The 23,502-nt window shown below is 63.5% G+C and carries 25 protein-coding genes; 23 read left to right on the forward strand and 2 right to left on the reverse strand.

Features of this window, described 5'->3' with window-relative positions; genetic code table 11:
* Positions 1–104 precede the first annotated feature (104 nt).
* The 23 genes from NTD82_RS16390 to NTD82_RS16500 all read left to right on the forward strand — a co-directional run bounded on the left by NTD82_RS16390 (position 105) and on the right by NTD82_RS16500 (position 21,276).
* Positions 105–1,409 carry a flagellar hook-length control protein FliK gene (locus NTD82_RS16390; RefSeq protein WP_262129475.1) on the forward strand — a complete coding sequence of 435 codons (1,305 nt, stop codon included), beginning with the start codon at positions 105–107 and terminating at the stop codon, positions 1,407–1,409.
* A gap of 150 nt (positions 1,410–1,559) precedes the next feature.
* Positions 1,560–2,066, forward strand: a complete 507-nt coding sequence (gene fliL, locus NTD82_RS16395) for a flagellar basal body-associated protein FliL (protein ID WP_110969432.1) — start codon at positions 1,560–1,562, stop codon at positions 2,064–2,066.
* 9 nt (positions 2,067–2,075) lie between these two features.
* Positions 2,076–3,044 carry a flagellar motor switch protein FliM gene (fliM, locus tag NTD82_RS16400; protein ID WP_095156968.1) on the forward strand — a complete coding sequence of 323 codons (969 nt, stop codon included), beginning with the start codon at positions 2,076–2,078 and terminating at the stop codon, positions 3,042–3,044.
* A gap of 45 nt (positions 3,045–3,089) precedes the next feature.
* On the forward strand, positions 3,090–3,551 hold the full coding sequence (gene fliN, locus NTD82_RS16405) for a flagellar motor switch protein FliN (RefSeq protein ID WP_095156969.1): 462 nt from the start codon (positions 3,090–3,092) through the stop codon (positions 3,549–3,551).
* Positions 3,552–4,013 (forward strand): flagellar biosynthetic protein FliO, encoded by a 462-nt coding sequence (gene fliO / locus NTD82_RS16410; protein WP_095156970.1) that lies wholly within the window; start codon positions 3,552–3,554, stop codon positions 4,011–4,013.
* Positions 4,013–4,765 (forward strand): flagellar type III secretion system pore protein FliP, encoded by a 753-nt coding sequence (fliP, locus tag NTD82_RS16415; protein ID WP_095156971.1) that lies wholly within the window; start codon positions 4,013–4,015, stop codon positions 4,763–4,765. The genes fliO and fliP overlap by 1 nt, the downstream gene beginning before the upstream one ends.
* Positions 4,766–4,789: 24 nt before the next feature.
* Positions 4,790–5,059, forward strand: coding sequence for a flagellar biosynthesis protein FliQ (fliQ, locus tag NTD82_RS16420; protein ID WP_262129477.1), 270 nt, complete (start codon positions 4,790–4,792; stop codon positions 5,057–5,059).
* Between the two features lie 55 nt (positions 5,060–5,114).
* A complete protein-coding gene (gene fliR / locus NTD82_RS16425) occupies positions 5,115–5,843 on the forward strand; it encodes a flagellar biosynthetic protein FliR (protein WP_256587797.1) in 729 nt (242 codons plus the stop codon).
* A gap of 2 nt (positions 5,844–5,845) precedes the next feature.
* Positions 5,846–6,982: a flagellar biosynthesis protein FlhB gene (flhB, locus tag NTD82_RS16430; RefSeq protein ID WP_175651536.1), complete on the forward strand. Its 1,137-nt coding sequence runs from the start codon at positions 5,846–5,848 to the stop codon at positions 6,980–6,982.
* A 139-nt stretch (positions 6,983–7,121) separates the two neighbouring features.
* Positions 7,122–9,251 (forward strand): flagellar biosynthesis protein FlhA, encoded by a 2,130-nt coding sequence (flhA, locus tag NTD82_RS16435; RefSeq protein ID WP_095156975.1) that lies wholly within the window; start codon positions 7,122–7,124, stop codon positions 9,249–9,251.
* Between the two features lie 11 nt (positions 9,252–9,262).
* On the forward strand, positions 9,263–10,576 hold the full coding sequence (flhF, locus tag NTD82_RS16440) for a flagellar biosynthesis protein FlhF (RefSeq protein ID WP_095156976.1): 1,314 nt from the start codon (positions 9,263–9,265) through the stop codon (positions 10,574–10,576).
* A 120-nt stretch (positions 10,577–10,696) separates the two neighbouring features.
* Positions 10,697–11,530 (forward strand): flagellar synthesis regulator FleN, encoded by an 834-nt coding sequence (gene fleN / locus NTD82_RS16445; protein WP_095156977.1) that lies wholly within the window; start codon positions 10,697–10,699, stop codon positions 11,528–11,530.
* Positions 11,527–12,267: an RNA polymerase sigma factor FliA gene (gene fliA, locus NTD82_RS16450; protein ID WP_095156978.1), complete on the forward strand. Its 741-nt coding sequence runs from the start codon at positions 11,527–11,529 to the stop codon at positions 12,265–12,267. Before fleN ends, fliA begins: the two co-directional genes overlap by 4 nt.
* Before the next feature lie 105 nt (positions 12,268–12,372).
* Complete coding sequence (locus tag NTD82_RS16455) at positions 12,373–12,747, forward strand: chemotaxis response regulator CheY (protein WP_177431531.1); 375 nt, start codon at positions 12,373–12,375, stop codon at positions 12,745–12,747.
* Between the two features lie 18 nt (positions 12,748–12,765).
* The gene (locus NTD82_RS16460) at positions 12,766–13,554 is read left to right on the forward strand and encodes a protein phosphatase CheZ (RefSeq protein WP_095156980.1); all 789 of its coding nucleotides are present in this window, start codon (positions 12,766–12,768) and stop codon (positions 13,552–13,554) included.
* Between the two features lie 12 nt (positions 13,555–13,566).
* A complete protein-coding gene (locus tag NTD82_RS16465; RefSeq protein WP_262129478.1) occupies positions 13,567–15,783 on the forward strand; it encodes a chemotaxis protein CheA in 2,217 nt (738 codons plus the stop codon).
* A gap of 45 nt (positions 15,784–15,828) precedes the next feature.
* Positions 15,829–16,947: a chemotaxis response regulator protein-glutamate methylesterase gene (locus NTD82_RS16470; protein WP_175651541.1), complete on the forward strand. Its 1,119-nt coding sequence runs from the start codon at positions 15,829–15,831 to the stop codon at positions 16,945–16,947.
* Complete coding sequence (locus NTD82_RS16475; RefSeq protein ID WP_095156983.1) at positions 16,947–17,687, forward strand: flagellar motor protein; 741 nt, start codon at positions 16,947–16,949, stop codon at positions 17,685–17,687. The genes NTD82_RS16470 and NTD82_RS16475 overlap by 1 nt, the downstream gene beginning before the upstream one ends.
* A 2-nt stretch (positions 17,688–17,689) precedes the next feature.
* Positions 17,690–18,580, forward strand: coding sequence for a flagellar motor protein MotD (gene motD, locus NTD82_RS16480; RefSeq protein ID WP_262129479.1), 891 nt, complete (start codon positions 17,690–17,692; stop codon positions 18,578–18,580).
* 42 nt (positions 18,581–18,622) lie between these two features.
* Positions 18,623–19,411, forward strand: coding sequence for a ParA family protein (locus tag NTD82_RS16485; RefSeq protein ID WP_095156985.1), 789 nt, complete (start codon positions 18,623–18,625; stop codon positions 19,409–19,411).
* On the forward strand, positions 19,411–20,337 hold the full coding sequence (locus NTD82_RS16490; protein ID WP_262129480.1) for a CheW domain-containing protein: 927 nt from the start codon (positions 19,411–19,413) through the stop codon (positions 20,335–20,337). The genes NTD82_RS16485 and NTD82_RS16490 overlap by 1 nt, the downstream gene beginning before the upstream one ends.
* 65 nt (positions 20,338–20,402) lie before the next feature.
* Positions 20,403–20,882, forward strand: a complete 480-nt coding sequence (locus NTD82_RS16495; protein WP_095156987.1) for a chemotaxis protein CheW — start codon at positions 20,403–20,405, stop codon at positions 20,880–20,882.
* Between the two features lies 1 nt (position 20,883).
* Positions 20,884–21,276 (forward strand): DUF2802 domain-containing protein, encoded by a 393-nt coding sequence (locus NTD82_RS16500; RefSeq protein ID WP_095156988.1) that lies wholly within the window; start codon positions 20,884–20,886, stop codon positions 21,274–21,276.
* A gap of 241 nt (positions 21,277–21,517) precedes the next feature.
* Here the strand turns inward: NTD82_RS16500 and NTD82_RS16505 are convergent, their stop codons facing one another.
* Together NTD82_RS16505 and NTD82_RS16510 are read right to left on the reverse strand one after the other, a co-directional pair.
* The gene (locus NTD82_RS16505) at positions 21,518–21,853 is read right to left on the reverse strand and encodes an EscU/YscU/HrcU family type III secretion system export apparatus switch protein (RefSeq protein WP_095156989.1); all 336 of its coding nucleotides are present in this window, start codon (positions 21,851–21,853) and stop codon (positions 21,518–21,520) included.
* Complete coding sequence (locus tag NTD82_RS16510; protein ID WP_262129481.1) at positions 21,850–23,418, reverse strand: flagellar hook-length control protein FliK; 1,569 nt, start codon at positions 23,416–23,418, stop codon at positions 21,850–21,852. The genes NTD82_RS16505 and NTD82_RS16510 overlap by 4 nt, the downstream gene beginning before the upstream one ends.
* Positions 23,419–23,502 lie beyond the last annotated feature (84 nt).

A 23,502-nucleotide genomic window follows, 5' to 3' on the forward strand; every position in this document is an offset into this window, starting at 1 on the left:
GGGGGCGGCCCCGTGGAGGCCGCCCCCGGTGGGCAACCGGGGCGCGACTTTTGCGTAGGCTTCGCTATTCGTGATGACGAGCTTCTGTAGCGGAGACCTTTTTCATGCCCGTCGCTTCAAACCCATTGCTGCAAACCGGTGTCGCGGCCAAAACCGCACGCGCCCAGGCCAGCAACCTGGACAAGGCCTCGCAAGCCCTCAACGACAAGGGCCCGGACTTCTCCAAGGTCTATGCGCAGCACTCGCGGGACAAGGTCGACGTCAAGGCTGACGCGCCCGTTCGCGACCGCGATGGCGTCGACAAGCCGGCGGCAAACACCGGCAAGGCTGACGACAAGGACAACGGCAAGGTTGCCGATAGCGGCAACGATTTGCCTGACGACAAGGACACTCAGGCGCAGAGCGCGGACAAGGTCGACGGCGCCGCCGACACCGCGAGCGCCGATGGCCAGTCGCTGGACGCCAATCTGGTGGCCGGGCAACTCACCGACGCACCGCAGGGCGCGCAGTTGTTGCAGGCGCAGGCTCAGACCATGGCCCCGGTGATCCAGGCTGCTGCTCAGCAGCCTGCCGCGGCACTGCCGGCCACGCCGGCGGAAGACGCATTCGATCCCGACAGCGATCCCCTGGCCGACCTGCCGGTGCTGCGTCTGGCCCTGGAGCAGAATGCCCAGGCCCAAGGCACGACCTCTACCCATGCCGCCAAACCCAACGCTCAGCCGGAGACCGCGTCTGGTCAGCCAGCCGTCAATACACTGGCGCAGATGCTTGACCCGGGCGAGGCCGAGGGCGGGAAGTCCGAAGGCGGCGAGAAAGCCTTTGCCGGGCTGATCGACGATGGCCTTAAAGACCTCAAGGGCGCGAGCAGCGACACCCGTGTCGACGACTTCGCCAACCGCCTGGCCTCCCTGACCCAGGCCGCGACACCGAAGACCGCCAATGCCGTGGCGCCCGCGCCGCTGCACCAGCCGCTGGCCATGAACCAGGGCGGCTGGACCGAGGGCCTGGTCAACCGGGTCATGTACCTCTCCAGCCAGAGCCTCAAGTCGGCGGATATCCAGCTTGAACCTGCCGAGCTCGGTCGCCTCGATATCCGCGTCAACCTGGCGTCGGACCAGGCGGCGCAGATCACCTTCACCAGTGGGCACGCCGGGGTGCGCGATGCCCTCGAAGGCCAAGTGCACCGTCTGCGCGAGCTGTTCAACCAGCAGGGCCTGGCCCAGCCGGACGTCAACGTTGCCGATCAATCCCGCGAGCAGCAGAACGGCCGCCAGGATGACACGCCGAAGATGAGTGGCGTGGCAGCCCGCCGCAATGCCGACGGCGCGGACACCGATGTTGCCGCTGCCACCGCGGCCGTGGAGTCGCAGGTGGTGGTCGGTTCCAGCACGGTGGATTACTTCGCCTGACCGCCTCGCGACGGTCCCGTCAGTGCCGTGTTGGCGCGGTCGGGATCGTCGGGTGATCTTGCCGCGAAGCGTGGTCCCGAATCTGGCATAACACTTGCTCGCCCACTCGCCATAGTGGAACAAACCTCCTGTGAGTGACGGATTATTGGCATGGCGAAGAGCGAAGCAGTAAAAGACCCCGCCGCAAAAGGCAAACTCAAGCTGATCCTGTTGTTGGTGCTGGCCCTGGTGCTGGCGATCGGTCTCTCGGTGGGCGCGACCTGGTTCTTCCTGCACAAGTCCGACAGCAAGCCGGAAGTCGATCCGGCCGCCGCCGCAGCGGCCGCCAACGTCAAGCAGGCGGCCATCTACGAAAGCATGGCGCCGGCCTTCGTCGTCAACTTCAACCAGAACGGCCGTCAGCGCTACATGCAGGTGAGCATCACCATGCAGGCGCGCGATCAGGCTGCGCTGGATGCCCTGAAAGTGCACATGCCGGTGATCCGCAACAACCTGGTCATGCTGTTCTCCGGTCAGGCGTTCGAATCGCTGGCGACTCCGGTCGGCCAGGAGATGCTGCGCCAGAAGGCGACCGCCAGCGTTCAGGAAGTGGCCCAGAAGGAAGTCGGCAAGCTGGTCGTGGACCAGTTGCTGTTCACCAATTTCGTATTGCAGTAGGAGCCGAAGATGGCCGTGCAGGACCTGCTGTCCCAGGATGAAATCGATGCCCTGTTGCACGGGGTCGACGATGGACTGGTGCAAACCGAAGCCAGTGCCGAACCCGGTAGCGTCAAGAGTTACGACCTGACGAGCCAGGACCGGATCGTCCGTGGTCGCATGCCGACCCTGGAAATGATCAACGAACGGTTCGCCCGTTACACCCGCGTCAGCATGTTCAACTTGCTGCGCCGCTCCGCCGACGTGGCGGTGGGCGGGGTGCAGGTGATGAAGTTCGGCGAGTACGTGCATTCGCTGTACGTCCCCACCAGCCTCAACCTGGTCAAGATCAAGCCGCTGCGCGGCACCTCGCTGTTCATCCTCGACGCCAAGCTGGTGTTCAAGCTGGTGGACAACTTCTTCGGCGGTGACGGCCGTCACGCCAAGATCGAAGGCCGCGAATTCACCCCGACCGAGCTGCGGGTGGTGCGCATGGTGCTGGAACAGGCCTTCGTCGATCTGAAGGAAGCCTGGCAGGCAATCATGCCGGTCAACTTCGAGTACATAAACTCCGAGGTCAACCCGGCCATGGCCAACATCGTCGGCCCGAGCGAGGCGGTGGTGGTGTCGACCTTCCATATCGAACTCGACGGCGGCGGCGGCGACCTGCACGTGACCATGCCGTATTCGATGATCGAGCCGGTGCGGGAAATGCTCGATGCCGGCTTCCAGTCCGACCTGGACGACCAGGACGAGCGTTGGGTCAAGGCTCTGCGCGAAGACGTGCTGGACGTCAGCGTGCCGCTCAGCGCCACCGTGGCCCGCCGCCAACTGAAACTGCGCGACATCCTGCACATGCAACCGGGCGACGTGATTCCCGTGGAACTGCCGGAAGACCTGATCGTGCGCGCCAACGGCGTGCCATCGTTCAAGGCTCGGCTGGGTTCGCACAAAGGTACCCTGGCTCTGCAGATCCGCGAGCCGATCGGTCGACGCTGAGCGCCGACCCTTCATTAACCGATTTGATTGCCCGTCGAGGACAAGATGGCTGACGAAAACGATATTACTTCCCTGGAAGAGCAGGCTCTGGCCGATGAGTGGGCGGCAGCCCTGAGTGAAACCGGTGATGGCCAGTCCGACATCGACGCCCTGATGGCGGGTGGCGGCGCATCTGGCGGCGCGAGCCGCCTGCCGATGGAAGAGTTCGGCAGTTCGCCGCGTTCCAACGAGGCGGTCAGCCTGGAAGGGCCGAACCTGGACGTGATCCTGGATATTCCGGTGAACATCTCCATGGAAGTCGGCAGCACCGAGATCAACATCCGCAACCTGCTGCAGCTCAACCAGGGCTCGGTGATCGAACTCGACCGCCTGGCCGGTGAGCCGCTGGACGTGCTGGTCAACGGCACGCTGATCGCCCATGGCGAGGTGGTGGTGGTCAACGAGAAGTTCGGCATCCGCCTGACTGACGTGATCAGCCCGAGCGAACGCATCAAGAAGCTGCGCTGAGTGAAACGGCTCTTCTCCTTGGGAGTGGCCGCGGCCGGCCTGCTCTGGCTGCCGCTGGTCAGCGCTGCGCAGGTTGGCGCCACGCCGGCTGCGACCGTGGCGGTTCCAGCCGCCACTGGTAGCGTGGCGGGGCAACTGACGCAACTGGTGCTCGGCCTGCTGTTGGTGCTGGGGCTGATTTTCTTCCTCGCCTGGCTGTTGCGCCGCATGCAGAACGCCGCGCCGGCCGCCAATCAGGTGATCCAGGTGATTGGCAGTCGTCAGGTCGGTCCGCGTGACCGCCTGCTGCTGGTGCAGGTGGGCAATGAGCAGGTGCTCATCGGCCACAGCCCCGGCAGTCTGACCACCCTGCATGTGATGAACGAGCCCGTCGCGGCGCCGGCCAACGCCCGCCCGACCACGCCAGAATTCGCCCAGCGCCTGATGGAGTTGTTGGGCAAGGATCAGAAGGACAAGCCGTAATGGCCCCATTGCGAATGATGTTGACGCTGCTGTTGCTGCTGGCAGCGCCGCTGGCGATGGCGGCCGATCCGCTGTCGATCTCGGCGATCACCCTGTCCAACGGGGCCAACGGCCAGCAGGAGTACTCGGTCAGCCTGCAGATCCTGCTGATCATGACGGCGCTGAGCTTCATCCCGGCGTTCGTCATCCTGATGACCAGCTTCACCCGGATCATCATTGTCTTCTCGATCCTGCGTCAGGCCCTGGGCCTGCAGCAGACGCCATCGAACCAGATTCTCATCGGCCTGACGCTGTTCCTGACCATGTTCATCATGGCCCCGGTGTTCGACCGGGTGAACAAGGACGCCCTGCAGCCGTACCTGGCCGAAACCCTGACCGCACCGCAGGCCATCGAAAAGGCCCAGGTGCCGCTCAAGGACTTCATGCTCGCGCAGACCCGGCAGAGCGACCTCGACCTGTTCATGCGCCTGTCCAAGCGCACCGATATCGCCAGTCCCGAGCAGGTGCCGCTGACCATCATGGTCCCGGCGTTCGTGACCTCGGAGCTGAAGACCGCGTTTCAGATCGGCTTCATGATCTTCATCCCGTTCCTGATCATCGACCTGGTGGTGGCCAGTGTGCTGATGGCCATGGGCATGATGATGCTGTCGCCGTTGATCATTTCCCTGCCGTTCAAGCTCATGCTGTTCGTGCTGGTGGACGGCTGGGCGCTGATCATCGGCACCCTGGCGGGCAGCTTCGGCGGCGTATAGCCCCCGCAGGCACTGGAGAAGAACATGACCCCTGAAGTCGCTGTCGACCTGTTCCGCGATGCGCTGTGGCTGACCACCCTGATGGTCGCCGTGCTGGTCATCCCGAGCCTGGTGGTGGGCCTCCTGGTGGCGATGTTCCAGGCCGCCACCCAGATCAACGAACAGACCCTGAGCTTCCTGCCGCGCCTGCTGGTGATGCTGACCACCCTGATCGTCGCCGGGCCGTGGCTGGTGCAGAAGTTCATGGAATACATCCTGTCGTTGTACGGCAGCATCCCGCAGTTGATCGGCTGAGCGGCCCGTGCTCGAACTGACGGACACGCAGATCGCCACATGGGTGGCCAGCTTCATGCTGCCGCTGTTCCGTGTGGCGGCGGTGCTGATGACCATGCCGGTGTTCGGCACCACGCTGGTGCCGACGCGGGTGCGCCTGTATTTCGCCGTGGCCATTACCGTGGTCATCGCCCCGGCCCTGCCGCCGATGCCGCCGGTGCAGGCGCTCGACCTCAGCGCGCTGCTGCTGATCGCCGAGCAGATCATCATCGGCGCGCTGTTCGGGCTGGCCCTGCAACTGCTTTTCCAGGCGTTCGTGATCGCCGGTCAGGTCGTCGCGATCCAGATGGGCCTGGCGTTCGCCTCCATGGTCGACCCGGCCAACGGCGTCAACACCACGGTGATCAGCCAGTTCCTGACCATGCTGGTGACCTTGCTGTTCCTGGCGATGAACGGGCACCTGGTGGTGCTGGAAATCCTCACCGAAAGTTTCACCACGCTGCCCGTGGGCGGCGGCCTGGTGGTCAATCACTTCTGGGACATGGCCGGTCGCCTCGGCTGGGTGCTGGGTGCGGCGCTGTTGCTGGTGCTGCCGGCGATCACCGCGCTGCTGGTGATCAACATCGCCTTCGGTGTAATGACCCGCGCCGCGCCGCAACTGAACATCTTCTCCATCGGTTTTCCCATGACCCTGGTGCTGGGCATGGCGATTTTCTGGATCGGCCTGGCCGATATCCTTTCCCACTACCAGTCAATGGCGTCCGAGGCGCTGCAATGGCTGCGTGAACTGGCACGGGCGCGCTGAGCATGGCAGAGAGCGAAAGCGGTCAGGACAAAACAGAAGACCCCACCGAGAAGCGCAAGAACGACTCGCGGGAGAAGGGCGAGATTGCCCGTTCCAAAGAGCTGAACACCGTGGCGGTGATGCTCGCCGGGGCGGGCGGGCTGCTGTCGTTCGGCGGTTACCTGGCCGAGGCGCTGATGGAAATCATGCGCAGCAATTTCAGCCTGTCCCGGGAAGTGCTGATGGACGAGCGCTACATGGGCATCTTCCTGCTGGCGTCGGGCAAGCTGGCGATCCTCGCGACCCAGCCGGTGCTGCTGGTGCTGCTGCTGGCCGCCTTGCTCGGGCCGATCGCCCTCGGCGGCTGGCTGTTCGCCGCCGGGACCATGGCGCCCAAGTTCAGCCGGATGAACCCGCTGGCGGGGATCAAGCGGATGTTCTCCATGCACTCGCTGGCCGAGTTGCTCAAGGCCCTGGCCAAGTTCTTCGTGATCCTGTTGGTGGCGCTGGCGGTGTTGTCCTCGGACCGCGATGACCTGCTGGCGATCGCCAATGAGCCGCTGGACCAGGCGATTATCCACAGCGTTCAGGTGGTGGGTTGGAGCGCCCTGTGGATGGCCTGCGGGCTGCTGCTGATCGCGGCGGTGGATGTGCCGATCCAGCTTTGGCAGGCGAAGCAGAAGCTGATGATGACCAAGCAGGAAGTGCGCGACGAATACAAGGACACCGAGGGCAAGCCTGAGGTCAAGCAGCGTATTCGTCAGGTCCAGCGCGAGATGTCGCAGCGCCGGATGATGGCCGCCGTGCCCGAGGCCGACGTGATCATCACCAACCCGACCCACTACGCCGTGGCGCTCAAATACGACCCGGACAAGGGTTCGGCGCCGCTGTTGCTGGCCAAGGGCACTGACTTCATCGCCCTGAAAATCCGCGAGATCGCGGTGCAGCACAACATCCAGTTGCTGGAATCGCCGGCGCTGGCGCGGTCGATCTACTACTCCACGGAGCTGGAAGAAGAGATTCCCGCCGGGCTTTACCTGGCGGTGGCCCAGGTGCTGGCCTACGTCTATCAGATCCGCCAGCACCAGGCGGGCAAGGGCAAACCGCCGGAACCGCTCAAGGATCTGCCTATTCCGCCGGATTTGCGGCGCGATTCCTGATTTTCTGTTGTCCTTCCCGGCCGAACCGCAGCGATGAGGCCCAACAGGACACCACCCCCTGCAAAGTTGGAAAGGTTCTTGCAATGAGCAGCGCCAAGCGCCCCCGTGGCGTCAAAAGTTTGCTTGATGAGGACAACCGGTGGATCGCACTCAGTTAATCAACAGCGCGCGGAGCAATCTCAGCGGCCTGGGCAAGGGCAACCTCGGGGTGCCGGTGCTGCTGCTGATCATGCTGGCAATGATGATGTTGCCGATCCCGCCGTTCCTGCTCGACGTGTTCTTCACCTTCAACATCGCGTTGTCCATCGTCGTCCTGCTGGTTTGCGTGTACGCCCTGCGCCCGCTGGATTTCGCCGCGTTTCCGACCATTCTGCTGGTGGCGACGTTGCTGCGTCTGGCGCTGAACGTGGCGTCCACCCGGGTCGTGCTGCTCCACGGTCATGACGGCCACGCCGCCGCCGGTAAGGTGATCCAGGCCTTCGGTGATGTGGTCATCGGCGGCAACTACGTGGTCGGTATCGTGGTCTTCGCGATCCTGATGATCATCAACTTCGTCGTGGTGACCAAGGGTGCCGGCCGTATCTCCGAGGTGAGCGCGCGGTTCACCCTCGATGCGATGCCCGGCAAGCAGATGGCCATCGACGCCGACCTCAACGCCGGCCTGATCGACCAGAACCAGGCCAAGTCCCGCCGTGCCGAAGTGGCCCAGGAAGCCGAGTTCTACGGCTCCATGGACGGTGCGAGCAAGTTCGTCCGCGGTGACGCCATCGCCGGCCTGCTGATCCTGTTCATCAACCTGATCGGCGGCATGGCCATCGGTATGGTCCAGCACGGCATGACCTTCGGCGACGCCGGCAGGGTCTACGCCCTGCTGACCATCGGTGACGGTTTGGTGGCGCAATTGCCATCGCTGCTGCTGTCCACCGCCGCGGCAATCATGGTGACCCGTGCTTCCGGTTCGGAAGACATGGGCAAGCAGATCAACCGGCAGATGTTCGATTCGCCGAAGGCGCTGGCGGTGTCCGCCGCGATCATGATCGTCATGGGCCTGGTGCCGGGCATGCCGCACGTGGCCTTCCTCAGCCTCGGCGTCATGGCCGGTGGTGGCGCCTACCTGGTGTGGAAGAAGCAGAACCAGGTCAAGGTCAAGGCCGCCCAGGAAGTCCAGCGTCAGCAAGACCTGCTGCCGTCGCCACAGCGCGCCGCCGACACCAAGGAGCTGGGCTGGGACGACGTGACCCCGATCGACATGATCGGCCTGGAAGTGGGTTACCGGCTGATTCCGCTGGTGGACCGCAACCAGGGCGGGCAATTGCTGGCGCGGATCAAGGGTGTGCGCAAGAAGCTGTCCCAGGACCTGGGCTTCCTCATGCCCACCGTGCACATCCGCGACAACCTCGACCTGGCGCCCAGCACCTATCGCCTTACCCTGATGGGGGTGATCCTGGCCGAGGCGGAGATTTACCCGGAGCGGGAAATGGCGATCAACCCGGGGCAGGTGTTCGGCACCCTCAACGGTATCGCCGCGCGCGACCCGGCGTTCGGCCTGGAGGCGGTGTGGATCGACGTCAGCCAGCGCGGTCAGGCGCAGTCGCTGGGCTACACCGTGGTGGACGCCAGTACCGTGGTCGCCACCCACCTCAACCAGATTCTCTACAAGCACTGCCATGAGCTGATCGGCCACGAAGAAGTCCAGCAACTGCTGCAGGTGCTGGCCAAGGGGTCGCCGAAACTGGCCGAGGAAATCGTGCCCGGCGTGCTGCCGTTGTCGGGGCTGCTCAAGGTGCTGCAGGCGCTGCTCTCGGAACAGGTTCCTGTCAGGGATATCCGTACGATCGCCGAGGCAATCGCGAACAACGCCAGCAAGAGTCAAGATACCGCCGCATTGGTCGCCGCAGTCCGCGTCGGATTGTGTCGCGCTATCGTGCAAAGCATTGTCGGGACTGAGTCCGAGCTTCCTGTGATCACCCTTGAACCAAGGTTGGAACAGATTTTGCTCAATAGTCTGCAAAGGGCCGGGCAAGGTCAGGAAGACGGTGTTCTTCTTGAGCCAAGCATGGCTGAAAAGCTTCAGCGTTCGTTGATCGAGGCAGCCCAGCGTCAGGAGATGCAGGGGCAGCCGGCCATCCTGCTGGTTGCGGGACCGATCCGGGCCATGCTGTCGCGCTTCGGTCGCCTGGCTGTACCGAATTTGCATGTTTTGGCGTATCAGGAAATACCTGACAACAAGCAAGTCACCATCGTTGCCACAGTAGGCCCCAACGGCTGAGGTAGTGGGTTATGCAAGTTAAGCGTTTTTTCGCCGCCGATATGCGTCAAGCCATGAAGCTGGTTCGTGATGAGCTGGGGGCTGATGCCGCCATCATCGGCAACCGACGGATTGCTGGCGGTGTCGAGCTGACGGCTGCGCTGGACTACAAGCTGTCTGCCCTGTCGCCGCGGGTGCCGAACGTCGAGCTGGAAGACGAACTGCGCAAGACCCAATCGCGCATCGCTACCGCCCAGGCCGAGCTGACCACCCGCAACGAAAGCGACACGGGCAACCGCCAGTTGTTCGCCGGCCTGCCGCTGACTGCCTCCGAGCCGCTGGTCGAGTCCCGCGCCGCAGAGCTGCCACCGGCGCCTGTCGCACCGGTCGCCGCGCCGATCGATCAGCGCCTGTTCGACACGATGCGTTCCGAACTGTCCGGCCTGCGCGAACTGCTGGAAGTCCAGCTCGGCTCGCTGGCCTGGACCCAACTGCAAGGCAGCAAGCCGCACCAGGCCAACCTCTGGCGCCGTCTGCAGCGGATCGGTCTGTCCGGCCCGCTGTCGCGCGACCTGCTCAACCTGACCGTCGATATCGAAGACCCGCGCCACGGCTGGCGGATGCTGCTCGCTCACCTGGCGCGCATGATCCATGTGCCGGAAGTCGAGCCGATCGAAGAGGGCGGGGTGATTGCCATGGTCGGCCCGGCCGGCATGGGCAAGACCACCACCCTGGCCAAGCTGGCTGCGCGTTACGTGCTCAAGTACGGCGCGCAGAACCTGGCGCTGGTCAGCATGGACAGTTTCCGTATTGGTGCCCAGGAGCAGCTCAAGACGCTCGGGCGCATCCTCAACGTTTCGGTAACCCACGTCGATCCTGGCCAGTCGCTGGCCCAGGCGCTGGAACCGTTGCTGCGCAAGCGCGTGGTGCTGATCGATACCGCCGGCCTGCAGGCCAGCGATCCGGCCCTGCGCATGCAGCTTGAAACACTGGCCGGGCGCGGTATCCACGCCCGGAACTATCTGGTGCTGGCAACGACCAGCCAGAAGCAGGTGCTGACCGCCGCCTACCACAGCTACAAACGCTGCGGCCTGGCCGGTTGCATCCTGACCAAACTCGATGAAACCGCCAGCTTGGGCGAAGTCCTGAGCCTGGCCATCAGTCACGAATTGCCAGTGGCCTATCTCACCGATGGCCCGCGCATTCCTGACGACCTGCACCTGCCGCGCCGTCACCAGTTGGTGAGCCGCGCGGTCAGTGTGCAGATGCAGGACGAGCCGAGCGAGGAGGCCATGGCCGATATGTTCGCCGACCTGTACCACAGTGACGGCAAACGCGTCGGCTGAGGTGGATATGTTTCAGTTGCAAAGTACCTACATCACAGGGTCTGCCGGGCATTTTTCAGTTGTTCCAGGGGCAGCCAGTCATGTGGCCTCGGTCTAAGCAAGACAAGGTAAAGAACAAATATGGGTAGCATGCATCCCGTACAGGTGATCGCCGTGACCGGCGGCAAAGGTGGCGTCGGCAAGACCAACGTGTCAGTGAATCTGTCGCTGGCGCTGGCCGAACTCGGCCGTCGCGTCATGCTGTTGGACGCCGACCTTGGCCTGGCCAATGTCGACGTACTGCTCGGGCTCACCCCCAAACGCACCCTGGCTGATGTCATCGAAGGCCGCTGCGAGCTGCGCGATGTGCTCCTGCAAGGGCCTGGCGGCGTGCGCATCGTGCCGGCCGCTTCCGGTACCCAGAGCATGGTGCACCTGGGGCCTGCCCAGCACGCCGGCCTGATCCAGGCATTCAGCGAGATCGGCGACAACCTCGACGTGCTGGTGATCGACACCGCTGCGGGGATTGGCGAGTCGGTGGTCAGCTTTGTCCGCGCCGCCCAGGAAGTACTCCTGGTGGTCTGCGACGAGCCGACTTCGATCACCGACGCCTACGCCCTGATCAAGCTGCTCAACCGTGATTACGGCATGAACCGTTTCCGCGTTCTGGCGAACATGGCGCAGAGCCCGCAGGAAGGTCGCAATCTGTTCGCCAAGTTGACCAAGGTCACGGATCGCTTCCTGGATGTGGCCCTACAATACGTCGGGGCCGTGCCCTACGACGAGTGTGTGCGCAAGGCTGTGCAGAAGCAGCGAGCGGTCTATGAAGCCTTTCCGCGTTCCAAGTGCGCGCTGGCGTTCAAGGCGATCGCCCAGAAGGTCGATAGCTGGCCGCTGCCAGCCAACCCGCGCGGGCACCTGGAGTTCTTTGTCGAGCGTCTGGTGCAGCCTACCAGCGCGGGTCCTGTGCTATGAGCGCGAGCGGTTATCGGATGTACAGCAAGGCCTCGCGTGACGCCCAGTACGAACTGATCGAGCGTTATGCGCCGTTGGTCAAGCGTATCGCCTACCACCTGCTGGCGCGGTTGCCGGCCAGTGTGCAGGTGGAAGACCTGATCCAGGCCGGGATGATCGGCCTGCTCGAAGTCTCCAACAAATACGATTCGAGCAAGGGCGCCAGTTTCGAGACCTACGCTGGCATCCGCATCCGCGGCGCCATGCTCGATGAAGTACGCAAGGGTGACTGGGCGCCGCGTTCGGTACACCGCAATACCCGCATGGTAAGCGACGCGATTCGTGCAATTGAGGCAAAAACCGGTCGTGACGCTAAAGATCACGAGGTTGCTGCCGAACTTCAATTGAGTCTCGATGATTACTACGGGATTTTGAACGATACCTTGGGCAGCCGCCTGTTCAGTTTCGACGACCTGTTGCAGGACGGCGAACATGAAGGCCTGCACGAGGACGGTGCCAGTGCCCAGCTCGAGCCTTCGCGCGATCTGGAAGACGAGCGCTTTCAGGCAGCCTTGGCCGATGCCATCGCCAACCTGCCTGAACGTGAACGCCTGGTGTTGGCGCTGTACTACGACGAAGAGCTGAACCTCAAGGAAATCGGTGAGGTCCTGGGGGTCAGCGAGTCGCGCGTCAGCCAGTTGCATAGCCAGTGTGCGGCGCGTCTGCGCAGCCGGCTGGGGGAATGGCGGGCGCGTTGAGCACAGCTTCGATGCAGTCGTAATACCGTGGTGCCGGAATTGATTGAACGCGCGTTCAGCGCTGAGCGCGTTAAAGACTGCTTGGAGGTCTAATTGAACAAAGAAATGAAAATCCTCATCGTTGACGATTTTTCGACGATGCGGCGGATCATCAAGAACCTGTTGCGTGACCTGGGCTTCACCAACACGCATGAGGCCGACGACGGCAACACCGCGCTGCCCATGCTCGAAAGCAACAACTTCGACTTCCTGGTGACCGACTGGAACATGCCTGGCATGTCCGGTATTGACCTGCTGCGCAAAGTCCGCGCGGACGAGCGTCTGAAACACTTGCCTGTGCTGATGGTGACCGCCGAAGCCAAGCGCGAACAGATCATCGAAGCTGCCCAGGCCGGCGTTAACGGCTATGTGGTCAAGCCTTTCACTGCCCAGGTGCTGAAAGAAAAAATCGAGAAGATCTTCGAGCGCGTCAATAGCTGATGTACGCACGGGGGCGCTATGGAGCATAAACATTCATCTTTGGACGACTTTGAGTCGACGCTGAAGAAACACGCCCAGGAGCTGGTGAAAAGCCTCGAACGAGGCAATTTCGGCGACGCGGTGCAACTGATCCATCAGCTGAACCAGACCCGTGACCGCGGCCTGTATCAGGAAGTCGGCAAGCTCACGCGAGAGCTGCACAGTGCGATCGTCAGTTTCCAGATCGATCCGCACATGCCGCAGGCCGAGGAAGTTTCGCAAATCACCGACGCCACCGAGCGCTTGTCCTATGTGGTCAAGCTGACCGAGGCGGCGGCGAACCGCACGATGGACCTGGTCGAGCAGGGTACGCCCGTGCTCCACGATCTCACCAACGAAGCCCGTGAACTGCACGACGACTGGCAGCGCTTCATGCGCCGCGAAGTTGCGGCGCCGGAGTTTCGTGAGCTGGTCCAGCGTGTCGACAGGTTTCTGGCGCGCAGCGCCGAGGGTACCCACACCGTAACCGGGTACCTCAACGATATTCTCCTGGCACAGGACTATCAGGACCTGACCGGCCAGGTGATCAAGCGGGTGACCTCGTTGGTCACCGAAGTCGAAAGCAATCTGCTCAAGCTCGTACTGATGGCCAGTCAGGTCGACCGCTTCGCCGGTATCGAACATGACCACCAGCAGCTTCGTGCCGAGCAAGACCAAGATAAACATCCGACCCGGGGTGAAGGACCGCAAATTCATGCCGATAAACGTGAAGATGTCGTGTCCGGTCAGGACGATGTCGATGATCTGCTGTCCAGCCTGGGTTTTTAGGGAGCACGTTTGATGAGCTTCGGCGCCGATGAAGAAATCCTTCAGGATTTCCTGGTAGAGGCCGGCGAAATTCTTGAGCAACTGTCCGAGCAACTGGTCGAGCTGGAAAGCCGCCCGGATGATTCCGACCTGCTCAATGCGATCTTTCGCGGTTTTCACACTGTAAAAGGGGGCGCCGGCTTCCTCCAGCTCCATGAGCTGGTGGAGTGCTGCCACATCGCCGAAAACGTATTCGACATCCTGCGCAAGGGAGAGCGTCGGGTCGATTCCGAACTGATGGACGTGGTCCTGGAGGCACTGGATACCGTCAACAGCATGTTCGGTCAGGTTCGCGAGCGTACCGACGTCACCCCGGCCACGCCTGAGCTGCTGGGCGCCCTGGCGCGTCTGGCCGAGCCGGGCGGTGCCGCTGCTCCGGCAGAGGCTGAGCCTGTGGCCGAAGCGGCGCCTGAAGTGGCCGCCGTTTCCGGTGATATCACCGACAGTGAGTTCGAGCAACTGCTCGATTCGCTGGGTGCGGTCAAGGAAGAGGCCGAAGCGACTGCTGCCAGCGACGAAATCACCGACGCCGAGTTCGAATCCCTGCTCGACCAGTTGCACGGCAAAGGCCAGTTCGCTGCCGACAGCCTGCCAAGCGCCGCCGCGTCAGCGCCGGTCGCCGAAGTGGCGGGTGCCGCCAGCGACGAAATCACCGATGCCGAATTCGAAGCGCTGCTCGACCAACTCCATGGCAAGGGCTCCTTCGCCGTAGACGCATTGCCAGGTGCCGTGGCCGCCGCGCCAGAAGCCAGCGAGCCCGCCGTGGCTGCCGGTGGCTCGGGCGACCACATCACCGAGCACGAATTCGAAGCACTGCTCGATGAGTTGCACGGCAAAGGCAAGTTCGTGCCTGACAGCGTGAGCGCCGCCGCGCCGGCCGTTGCAGTCGCCGCCAAGCCGGCAGCCAAACCTGCTGCCGCCGCGCCTGCCGCTGCCGCCAAACCTGCCGCGCCTGCGCCGGCACGTCAGGCCGCTCCGGCTGCTGCCCCTGCTGCCGCTGACAAGCATCCGGCCAACGAGACGGAAACCACCGTGCGGGTCGATACCGCGCGGCTGGACGAAATCATGAACATGGTGGGCGAACTGGTACTGGTGCGTAACCGCCTGGTCCGCCTGGGCCTGAACAGCGGCGACGAGGCCATGTCCAAGGCCGTGTCGAACCTCGACGTGGTCACTGCCGACCTGCAGACCGCGGTCATGAAGACCCGCATGCAGCCGATCAAGAAGGTCTTCGGGCGCTTCCCGCGCCTGGTTCGCGACCTTGCGCGGCAGTTGAAGAAAGACATCACCCTGGAGCTGGTCGGCGAAGAAACCGACCTCGACAAGAACCTTGTCGAGGCCCTGGCCGACCCGCTGGTCCACTTGGTGCGCAACGCCGTCGACCATGGTGTCGAAACGCCGGAAGAGCGCGAAGCCTCGGGCAAGTCCCGCGGTGGCAAGGTGGTGCTGTCGGCCGAGCAGGAAGGTGACCACATCCTTCTCTCGATCTCCGACGACGGCAAGGGCATGGACCCTGGCGTGCTGCGCGCCAAGGCCGTGGAAAAGGGCCTGATGGACAAGGACGCGGCCGACCGCCTGAGCGAGTCGGACTGCTACAACCTGATCTTCGCCCCGGGCTTCTCGACCAAGACCGAGATTTCCGACGTGTCCGGCCGCGGCGTCGGCATGGACGTGGTGAAGACCAAGATTGCCCAGCTCAACGGCTCGATCAGCATCTACTCGGCCAAGGGCCAGGGTTCGAAGATCGTCATCAAGGTGCCGCTGACCCTGGCGATCATGCCGACCCTGATGGTGATGCTGGGCAACCAGGCCTTCGCCTTCCCGCTGGTCAACGTCAACGAGATCTTCCACCTCGACCTGTCGCGCACCAACGTGGTCGACGGCCAGGAAGTGGTGATCGTCCGCGACAAAGCGTTGCCATTGTTCTACCTCAAACGCTGGCTGGTCAGTTCTGCCGCTCATGAAGAGCAGCATGAAGGCCATGTGGTGATCCTTTCGGTGGGCACTCAGCGGATCGGCTTCGTCGTCGATCAACTGGTTGGCCAGGAAGAAGTGGTCATCAAGCCGCTGGGCAAGATGCTCCAGGGCACCCCGGGCATGTCGGGCGCGACCATTACCGGTGACGGGCGCATTGCGCTGATCCTCGACGTCCCGAGCATGCTCAAGCGTTACGCCGCACGGCGAATTTGATCCCGGTGGCGCGGCCTCGCGGTCGCGCTACCTAATGGAGTGTTTATGGCAGTCAAGGTCCTGGTGGTGGATGATTCCGGTTTCTTCCGCCGCCGTGTCTCGGAAATTCTCTCGGCGGACCCGACCATCCAGGTCGTCGGCACCGCTACCAATGGCAAGGAAGCGATCGACCAGGCACTGTCGCTCAAACCCGATGTCATCACCATGGACTACGAGATGCCCACCATGGATGGCATCACCGCAGTTCGCCACATCATGCAGCGCTGCCCGACCCCGGTGCTGATGTTCTCCTCGCTGACCCACGAAGGTGCCCGGGTAACCCTCGATGCGCTGGATGCCGGCGCCGTCGATTACCTGCCGAAGAACTTCGAAGACATCTCGCGCAACCCGGACAAGGTCAAGCAGATGCTGTGCGAGAAGGTTCACACCATCTCCCGCAGCAACCGTCGTTTCAGCAGCTACGCCAGCACGCTGCCGGCGGTGACCACCACTTCTTCCAGCCCGGTGTCGTCCCTCGGCGCCGCCCGCGCCAGTGCGCCGCTGCCGACCCGTCAGCCGACCCAGGCGCCGGCGGCAAGCAATTCGCCCGCGCCCAAGCGCAAGGCCTACAAACTGCTGGCTATCGGTACCTCCACCGGTGGTCCGGTCGCGCTGCAGCGGGTGCTGACCCAACTGCCAGCCAATTTCCCGGCGCCGATCGTGCTGATCCAGCACATGCCGGCGGCCTTTACCAAGGCGTTCGCCGAGCGCCTGGACAAGCTGTGCAAGATCAACGTCAAGGAAGCCGAGGACGGCGACATGCTGCGTCCGGGTCTGGCCCTGTTGGCGCCCGGCGGCAAGCAGATGATGGTCGATGGTCGCGGCATGGTGAAAATCCTTCCGGGCGACGAGCGTCTGAACTACAAGCCGTGCGTGGATATCACCTTCGGTTCGGCGGCCAAGTCCTACGGTGACAAGGTGCTGGCGGTGGTGTTGACCGGCATGGGCGCCGACGGCCGCGAAGGCGCGCGTCTGCTCAAGCAGGGCGGTAGCCAGGTCTGGGCTCAGGATGAAGCGAGCTGCGTGATCTACGGCATGCCGATGGCGATCGTCAAAGCCAACCTGGCTGACGCGGTCTACGGTCTCGACGACATCGGTCGTCATCTGGTTGAGGCGTGCGTCTGATGGATGTTCTCAGCCTTCTCGGTATCATCCTCGCCTTCGTCGCAATCGTTGGCGGCAACCTGCTCGAAGGCGGTCATGTCGGCGCGCTGCTCAACGGCCCGGCAGCACTGATCGTGCTCGGTGGCACCCTGGCGGCGGCGCTGCTGCAGTCGCCGCTGAGTTCGTTCAAGCGTGCGCTGCAGATTTTCGGCTGGATCCTGTTCCCGCCACGGGTCGATCTGGCCGGCGGTATCGACCGGGTCGTCAACTGGAGCCTCACCGCACGCAAGGAAGGCTTGCTCGGCCTGGAAGGCGTGGCCGATGCCGAACCCGACCCGTATGCGCGCAAGGGCCTGCAACTGCTGGTGGATGGCGCCGAGCCGGAAGCCATCCGCAGCATTCTCGAAGTGGATTTCCTCACCCAGGAAAGCCGCGACATCCAGGCCGCCAAAGTGTTTGAAAGCATGGGCGGCTACGCGCCGACCATCGGCATCATCGGTGCGGTCATGGGCCTGATTCACGTCATGGGCAACCTGGCCGACCCGTCGCAACTGGGTAACGGCATCGCCGTGGCGTTCGTCGCCACCATCTATGGCGTGGCCAGTGCCAACCTGATCCTCCTGCCCGTGGCCAACAAGCTCAAGGCGCAAGTCATGCGGCAATCGCGCTATCGGGAGATGCTCCTTGAGGGCCTGCTGTCGATCGCCGAAGGCGAGAACCCGCGCTCGATCGAACTGAAGCTTCAGGGCTTCATGGAGTAACCATGGCCCGTCGCCGCAAAGTCGAGGAACACGAGAATCACGAACGCTGGCTGGTGTCCTACGCGGACTTCATCACCTTGCTGTTCGCGTTTTTCGTGGTCATGTACTCGATTTCCTCGATCAACGAGGGCAAGTACAAAATCATGTCCCAGGCGCTTATCGGCGTGTTCACCGATGCCGAGCGCAGCACCAAGCCGATCCCCATTGGCGAGGAGCGACCACTGAGCGTGCGGCCGGCGCAACCCCTGATCAAGGACAGCGAGCAGGTCGATGCCGGCCTCGCCCAGACCAGCGCCGATCCGCTCAAGACCATCACCGATGAAGTGATGCAGGCCTTCGGCGACCTGATCAAATCCGACCAGATGACCGTGCGCGGCAACGAACTGTGGATCGAGATCGAGCTGAGCTCCTCGCTGCTGTTCGGCAGCGGTGACGCCATGCCCAGTGATGTCGCGTTCAACCTGATCGAGAAAGTGGCGAATATCATCAAACCGTTCGCCAACCCGGTGCACGTCGAAGGTTTCACCGATGACCAGCCGATCCGTACCGCGCAGTACCCGACCAACTGGGAGCTGTCGTCGGCGCGGGCGGCGAGTATCGTCCGTCTGCTGGCCATGGAAGGGGTCAATCCGGCGCGCATGGCGTCCGTCGGCTATGGCGAGTTCCAGCCGATCGCCAGCAACACCACCCAGCAAGGGCGGGCGAAGAACCGTCGCGTCGTGCTGGTGATTTCGCGCAACCTGGAAGTGCGCCGCAGCCTGACCGGTACCGGCACCGCCAATGCGAGCCCGGATGCTGCGCTCAAGCGCGCTGGCACACAAACTGCACCGCCCGTGGTATCACCGACGGCCGGGAGCAATCCCGTCAATTCTCCGTCGTCGTCGACCTTTTAATCGATCCCGGCTGGCTACGGTCGGACCGGGAGGAAGCAGCGCATGAGAGTCTGGGCAGTAGCCAATCAAAAAGGTGGCGTCGGCAAGACCACCACGTCCATCGCCCTGGCAGGTTTGCTGGCTGATGCCGGGCGGCGCGTGGTTGTGGTCGACCTCGACCCGCATGGGTCGATGACCAGCTATTTCGGGCACAACCCCGACACCCTGGAGCACAGCAACTTCGACCTGTTCCAGCACAAGGGCACGGTGCCCGAAGGCTTGCCGGGGCAACTGCTGCTGCCCACCAGCCACGAGAAGATTTCGCTGTTGCCGTCCAGTACCGCGCTGGCGGTGCTGGAGCGCCAGTCGCCCGGGCAGAACGGCCTGGGCCTGGTAATCGCCAAGAGTCTGGCGCAGCTCTGGCAGGATTTCGATTACGCCCTGATCGACAGCCCGCCGCTGCTCGGCGTGCTGATGGTCAATGCGCTGGCGGCCAGCCAGCAACTGGTTATCCCTGTACAGACCGAATACCTGGCCGTGAAGGGCCTGGAGCGGATGGTCAGCACCCTGGCGATGGTCAACCGTTCGCGCCGCCAGGCGCTGCCGTTCCACATCGTGCCGACCCTGTTCGACCGTCGCACCCAAGCGTCCATGGGCACCCTCAAAGTGCTGCGTGACGGCTATCCGGACGACATCTGGCAAGGTTACATCCCGGTCGATACCCGCCTGCGCGATGCCAGCCGGGCGGGGGTGACACCGTCGCAATACGACGCCAAGAGCCGCGGCGTGGTGGCTTATCGCGCCTTGCTCAAGCACCTGCTGACGCAGAAATCCGTGGCGCAGGTGGCTTGATGAACCGTCCGCAAAACCTCGCCACCCGGCCACAAATGGCCTTGCAGTCGTACCTCGACGGGTTGCTGCATGAAGCCACTGAAGAACTGCCTTACGCGGAACCTGTGGTTGTACCAACGCTGCCGCCGGTAATCCCGGTGGCGGCCGAGCCGCCCGCGCCACCGGTTTCCACCCAGGTGCTGGATGAGTTCCAGGCCGCGGTGCTGGAAGAGCAGGCCCGCGATGCGCGCCGCGAAACCACCGCCGCACCGACCACCTTCGCCGAGCCTGCGCCGGCCAGGGTCGTGGTCGCACCGCCGGTCCTGAAGGTTGCACCGGTGGTAGAGCCGGTGGTCGAGAAGGTCGTTGCGCCGGTCATCGAACCGGTTGTCGAGGCGCCTGCGCTGATCGAGCCGCTGGTGGAGGTCCACCTGGCCCCGGATGTGCCGCAGCCGCCGAAGACGGTCGACGGTCGTCCGTCCTGGGCCGCGGAGCCGTTCGAATGCCTGCTGTTCGATGTTGCCGGGCTGACCCTGGCGGTGCCGTTGGTGTGCCTTGGGTCGATCTATTCGCTGCACGGTCACGAACTGACGCCGCTGTTCGGCCAGCCGGACTGGTTCCTCGGCATCCTGCCGAGCCAGGCGGGCAACCTCAAGGTGCTGGACACCGCGCGCTGGGTCATGCCCGAGCGCTATCGCGACGATTTCCGCGACGGTCTGCAGTACGTGATTTCGGTGCAGGGCTATGAGTGGGGGCTGGCGGTGCATCAGGTCAGCCGCTCGTTGCGCCTGGACCCGAGCGAGATCAAGTGGCGTACCCAGCGCGGCCAGCGACCGTGGCTGGCCGGCACGGTGATCGAACACATGTGCGCATTGCTGGACGTCGCCGAGTTGGCCGAGTTGATCGCCAGTGGTGCGGTCAAGAAGATGCAGTTGAACCATAAATGATCGGTCGCGCACCGGCGCGATCGCACTGAGCACTCCGCCGACGGCGGTTTTTGAGGGTTAGGGGAATGAAAAAGACGTCTGGACAGGGTTCCGAAGATCCGATCCTGCAGTGGGTAACCTTCCGCCTGGACAACGAGTCCTACGGCATCAACGTGATGCAGGTCCAGGAAGTGCTGCGCTATACCGAGATCGCGCCGGTTCCGGGTGCACCGAGCTACGTGCTGGGGATCATCAACCTGCGCGGCAACGTGGTGACCGTGATCGACACCCGTCAGCGTTTCGGCCTGGCGCCAAGCGACGTCACTGACAACACCCGGATCGTCATCATCGAGGCAGACAAGCAAGTGGTCGGCATCCTCGTCGACAGCGTGGCCGAAGTGGTCTACCTGCGTCAGTCCGAAGTGGAAACCGCGCCGAACGTCGGTAACGAAGAGTCGGCCAAGTTCATCCAGGGCGTTTGCAACAAAAACGGCGAACTGCTGATCCTGGTCGAGCTGGACAAGATGATGACCGAGGAAGAGTGGTCCGAGCTGGAGAACATCTGAGTTGATCCTGGAGGTTGCGGTTGTATTCCTGGCGATGCTCTGGGCGTTGAGCGTGTGGCTGTTCATCGGCTACAGCAAGCGCCAGCGCGAAATGGCCTCGCAGCAGGCTCAGGGCGATGCGTTGCGTGACCAGCGCATCAAGGACCTGGGCAAGCGCCTGGACGACTACCAGAACAGCTCGGTGGCGATGGGCGAGGCGTTGCACGAACTGCGTGCGGCGGTCGCGCCCCTGCCGGAGAAGATGTTGCAACTGGAGCAGCGTGATCCCAACAGCCTGTCGTTTGCTCAGGCGGCGCGGCTGGTGGGCATGGGCGCCAGCGTCGACGAACTGACCCAGACCTGCGGTTTGACCCAGGCTGAGGCGGAGTTGATGAGCAAGTTGCACAAGGGCTGAAGGTTTTTTGTCGCGTTTTGGGGACTCATCGCCGGCAAGCCGGCTCCCACAGGTGTTGTGTCAGCCCCGAAAATCCTGTGTGAGCTGGCTTGCCAGCGATGAGCATAGGCATCTAGACCTCTCGAGGGCGAGCCCAAGGCGTCAGGCCATCGCGAACTGTGGGAGCGGATCGCAAGCGGCTGACGGTTTGCGATTGCCTGCGAGAGTTTGGATACCGATGCTGCGATGAATCCATGCCCGCTCATCGAGGCCCGGGCAATCGCTTCAAATCCGGTGTGATATCCCGTTCCACCGGCCCCTCGTCGTTGAACCCCACCGGCATCTTGCCCTTCAATTGCCAGGCAAACGCGATGATCTCGGCAATGGTCAGGTACAGCGCTTCCGGAATGCTGTCGCCCAGTTCCATGCGCGCCAGCAACCTCACCAGCTCGGCATTCTCGTAGATCGGCACTTCGTGCTCGCGGGCGATCGCCAGGATCGCTTCCGCCAGTTCGTCGTCGCCCTTGGCCGTCAGGGTCGGGGCGCGGGCGCCGTCGTAGTTCAGGGCAATCGCCTGGCGGGGTGTTTTCTTGCTCATGCGTTTTCATCCACCCAGCGTTGTTCCAGATGCGTGCGCGGCCCCAGCGGCGGTACGCCCTGGTGGCAGTGCAATTCGCTGACGTTGACGCCACGTGCCACCAATCGCGCACGCAGGTCGCCCAATTGGCTTTCGATCAGTTGCGCGGTGGCCGGCAGTTCTGCCCAGAGCTGGCTGGACAGGTTGCCCTGGGTGATCTGCGCCTGGACCTGCAAGGGCCCCAGCGGGTGCAGGTCGAACGCCAGCTCGACACGCCAGAGCATTTCCAGCGGATCACGCCGCTCGCGTTCGGGATCAGCCTGTTGTTCCTTGGTTTCTTCGCGCTGCACCTTGACCTGCATCGGCATGAATTCCGGGCCGGTGCGCAGGGGGATTTCCAGTTGCCAAGTGGTTTGCAGGTTGCCGTCGGCGGTGGTGCCGGTTTGTTCCAGGCTTGCCAGTTGATGGCTCTGCACCCGCGAAATGGCCGCGGCGGCGAGGCGCAACAGGTGTTGCAGGTCGCCTTCTTCTTCAAGGTTCTGCAACAGCCGGGTGGGCAGCGGGAAGCTGCCAGGGTGCGGTTTCGGGGCTACCTGGCCAAGGGCGCCGAGGGCGCTGCGCACCATGCCCGGCAGGGCCTGGGCCACGATCGCTGCCGTGCTCGGGCTGAACAGGGTGCCGCCCGGCACGTTGGGCAGCAGTTGTGCCACCAGCCGCACCATCTGCGCCTTGAGGTCGGGCGCCAATTGGCCGGTGGCGCCGTTGAACAGCCGCGCTTCAAGGAACGAGCCGCTGTTGCTGAGGGCCTGGGCCACCTGGCGGGTGTCGCTGAACTGGCGGACATCCGGCAGGCTGGCGAGCAGTTTGTCCACCGCTGTGCGCACCTGCTCCGGCTGGCCGTCGTCGCTGGCGATGCGCTGCATGGCCGCGAGCATGCCCTGCAGCGAGGCCTGGCGGTTTTGCTGGGCGCTGAGGTTCTGGGCAATCGCCATCTGATCCTGTCGCCCGCTCAGGGGCACGAAGCTCAGCGCCTGGTCGCCCTGCACCCGCGCGCTGAGCAGGCTGCCCAGCGGCAGCGGGCGAGGGGAGTCGATGGCGAGGGTCGAGCCCGCCTGGGCGGTATTGAGCAGGCTGACCAATGAGCGGTAGACCGCTGGCAGGTTGCCGGTCTGCGACTGCAGCTGGGTGGTCAGCACCTTGCCTTGCACCAATGTGCCTTCCGGGAATTCACGGCTGTCGAGGCGGGTGAGGGTGGCGACATTGCTGGCGATGGCCTGTTGCAGCGTCAGGCTCAACTGGTTCGAGGTCGGCTGGCTGACCAGTAACTGGCTGCCCTGGGCCAGCGGCTGGTTGGCGGTGGTCTGCACTGTCACTTGTTGGCCGTTGGCCTGCATCAGGCGCAGGAGCAACTGAAACTCCTGGCCTACCTGACGCAGCGACAGCACTTCGCCCTTGGTCGTTTCGCCGGCGGGCACCAGATCGGGCTGGGCTTCCACCAGCTTTACCAGCTCGCCGGTCATTGCCGCGGCACGCACCTGCGCATTGGCGGGAACCTGTGGGCCAAGGCTGTTTATTTCGCCTGTCATTCGCGTTGCGACCTGTTCAAATAGCCCTCTTTACAGTAGGACATGGCATGTATAATGCCGGCCGATTTCTTCCGCGAGCGCAGG

This window comes from Pseudomonas sp. 5P_5.1_Bac1 (genome assembly GCF_025466015.1).
In the GTDB taxonomy this organism is placed as follows: Bacteria; Pseudomonadota; Gammaproteobacteria; order Pseudomonadales; family Pseudomonadaceae; genus Aquipseudomonas.

Excerpts from the sequence above, each read along its gene's own strand:
- NTD82_RS16390 (WP_262129475.1), top strand. The coding sequence starts at position 105 with ATGCCCGTCGCTTCAAACCCATTGCTGCAAACCGGTGTCGCGGCCAAA.
- fliL (WP_110969432.1), top strand. The coding sequence starts at position 1,560 with ATGGCGAAGAGCGAAGCAGTAAAAGACCCCGCCGCAAAAGGCAAACTC.
- fliM (WP_095156968.1), top strand. The coding sequence starts at position 2,076 with ATGGCCGTGCAGGACCTGCTGTCCCAGGATGAAATCGATGCCCTGTTG.
- fliN (WP_095156969.1), top strand. The coding sequence starts at position 3,090 with ATGGCTGACGAAAACGATATTACTTCCCTGGAAGAGCAGGCTCTGGCC.
- fliP (WP_095156971.1), top strand. The coding sequence starts at position 4,013 with ATGGCCCCATTGCGAATGATGTTGACGCTGCTGTTGCTGCTGGCAGCG.
- fliQ (WP_262129477.1), top strand. The coding sequence starts at position 4,790 with ATGACCCCTGAAGTCGCTGTCGACCTGTTCCGCGATGCGCTGTGGCTG.
- fliR (WP_256587797.1), top strand. The coding sequence starts at position 5,115 with ATGCTGCCGCTGTTCCGTGTGGCGGCGGTGCTGATGACCATGCCGGTG.
- flhB (WP_175651536.1), top strand. The coding sequence starts at position 5,846 with ATGGCAGAGAGCGAAAGCGGTCAGGACAAAACAGAAGACCCCACCGAG.
- flhF (WP_095156976.1), top strand. The coding sequence starts at position 9,263 with ATGCAAGTTAAGCGTTTTTTCGCCGCCGATATGCGTCAAGCCATGAAG.
- fleN (WP_095156977.1), top strand. The coding sequence starts at position 10,697 with ATGGGTAGCATGCATCCCGTACAGGTGATCGCCGTGACCGGCGGCAAA.
- fliA (WP_095156978.1), top strand. The coding sequence starts at position 11,527 with ATGAGCGCGAGCGGTTATCGGATGTACAGCAAGGCCTCGCGTGACGCC.
- NTD82_RS16455 (WP_177431531.1), top strand. The coding sequence starts at position 12,373 with ATGAAAATCCTCATCGTTGACGATTTTTCGACGATGCGGCGGATCATC.
- NTD82_RS16460 (WP_095156980.1), top strand. The coding sequence starts at position 12,766 with ATGGAGCATAAACATTCATCTTTGGACGACTTTGAGTCGACGCTGAAG.
- NTD82_RS16465 (WP_262129478.1), top strand. The coding sequence starts at position 13,567 with ATGAGCTTCGGCGCCGATGAAGAAATCCTTCAGGATTTCCTGGTAGAG.
- NTD82_RS16470 (WP_175651541.1), top strand. The coding sequence starts at position 15,829 with ATGGCAGTCAAGGTCCTGGTGGTGGATGATTCCGGTTTCTTCCGCCGC.
- NTD82_RS16475 (WP_095156983.1), top strand. The coding sequence starts at position 16,947 with ATGGATGTTCTCAGCCTTCTCGGTATCATCCTCGCCTTCGTCGCAATC.
- motD (WP_262129479.1), top strand. The coding sequence starts at position 17,690 with ATGGCCCGTCGCCGCAAAGTCGAGGAACACGAGAATCACGAACGCTGG.
- NTD82_RS16485 (WP_095156985.1), top strand. The coding sequence starts at position 18,623 with ATGAGAGTCTGGGCAGTAGCCAATCAAAAAGGTGGCGTCGGCAAGACC.
- NTD82_RS16490 (WP_262129480.1), top strand. The coding sequence starts at position 19,411 with ATGAACCGTCCGCAAAACCTCGCCACCCGGCCACAAATGGCCTTGCAG.
- NTD82_RS16495 (WP_095156987.1), top strand. The coding sequence starts at position 20,403 with ATGAAAAAGACGTCTGGACAGGGTTCCGAAGATCCGATCCTGCAGTGG.
- NTD82_RS16505 (WP_095156989.1), bottom strand. The coding sequence starts at position 21,853 with ATGAGCAAGAAAACACCCCGCCAGGCGATTGCCCTGAACTACGACGGC.
- NTD82_RS16510 (WP_262129481.1), bottom strand. The coding sequence starts at position 23,418 with ATGACAGGCGAAATAAACAGCCTTGGCCCACAGGTTCCCGCCAATGCG.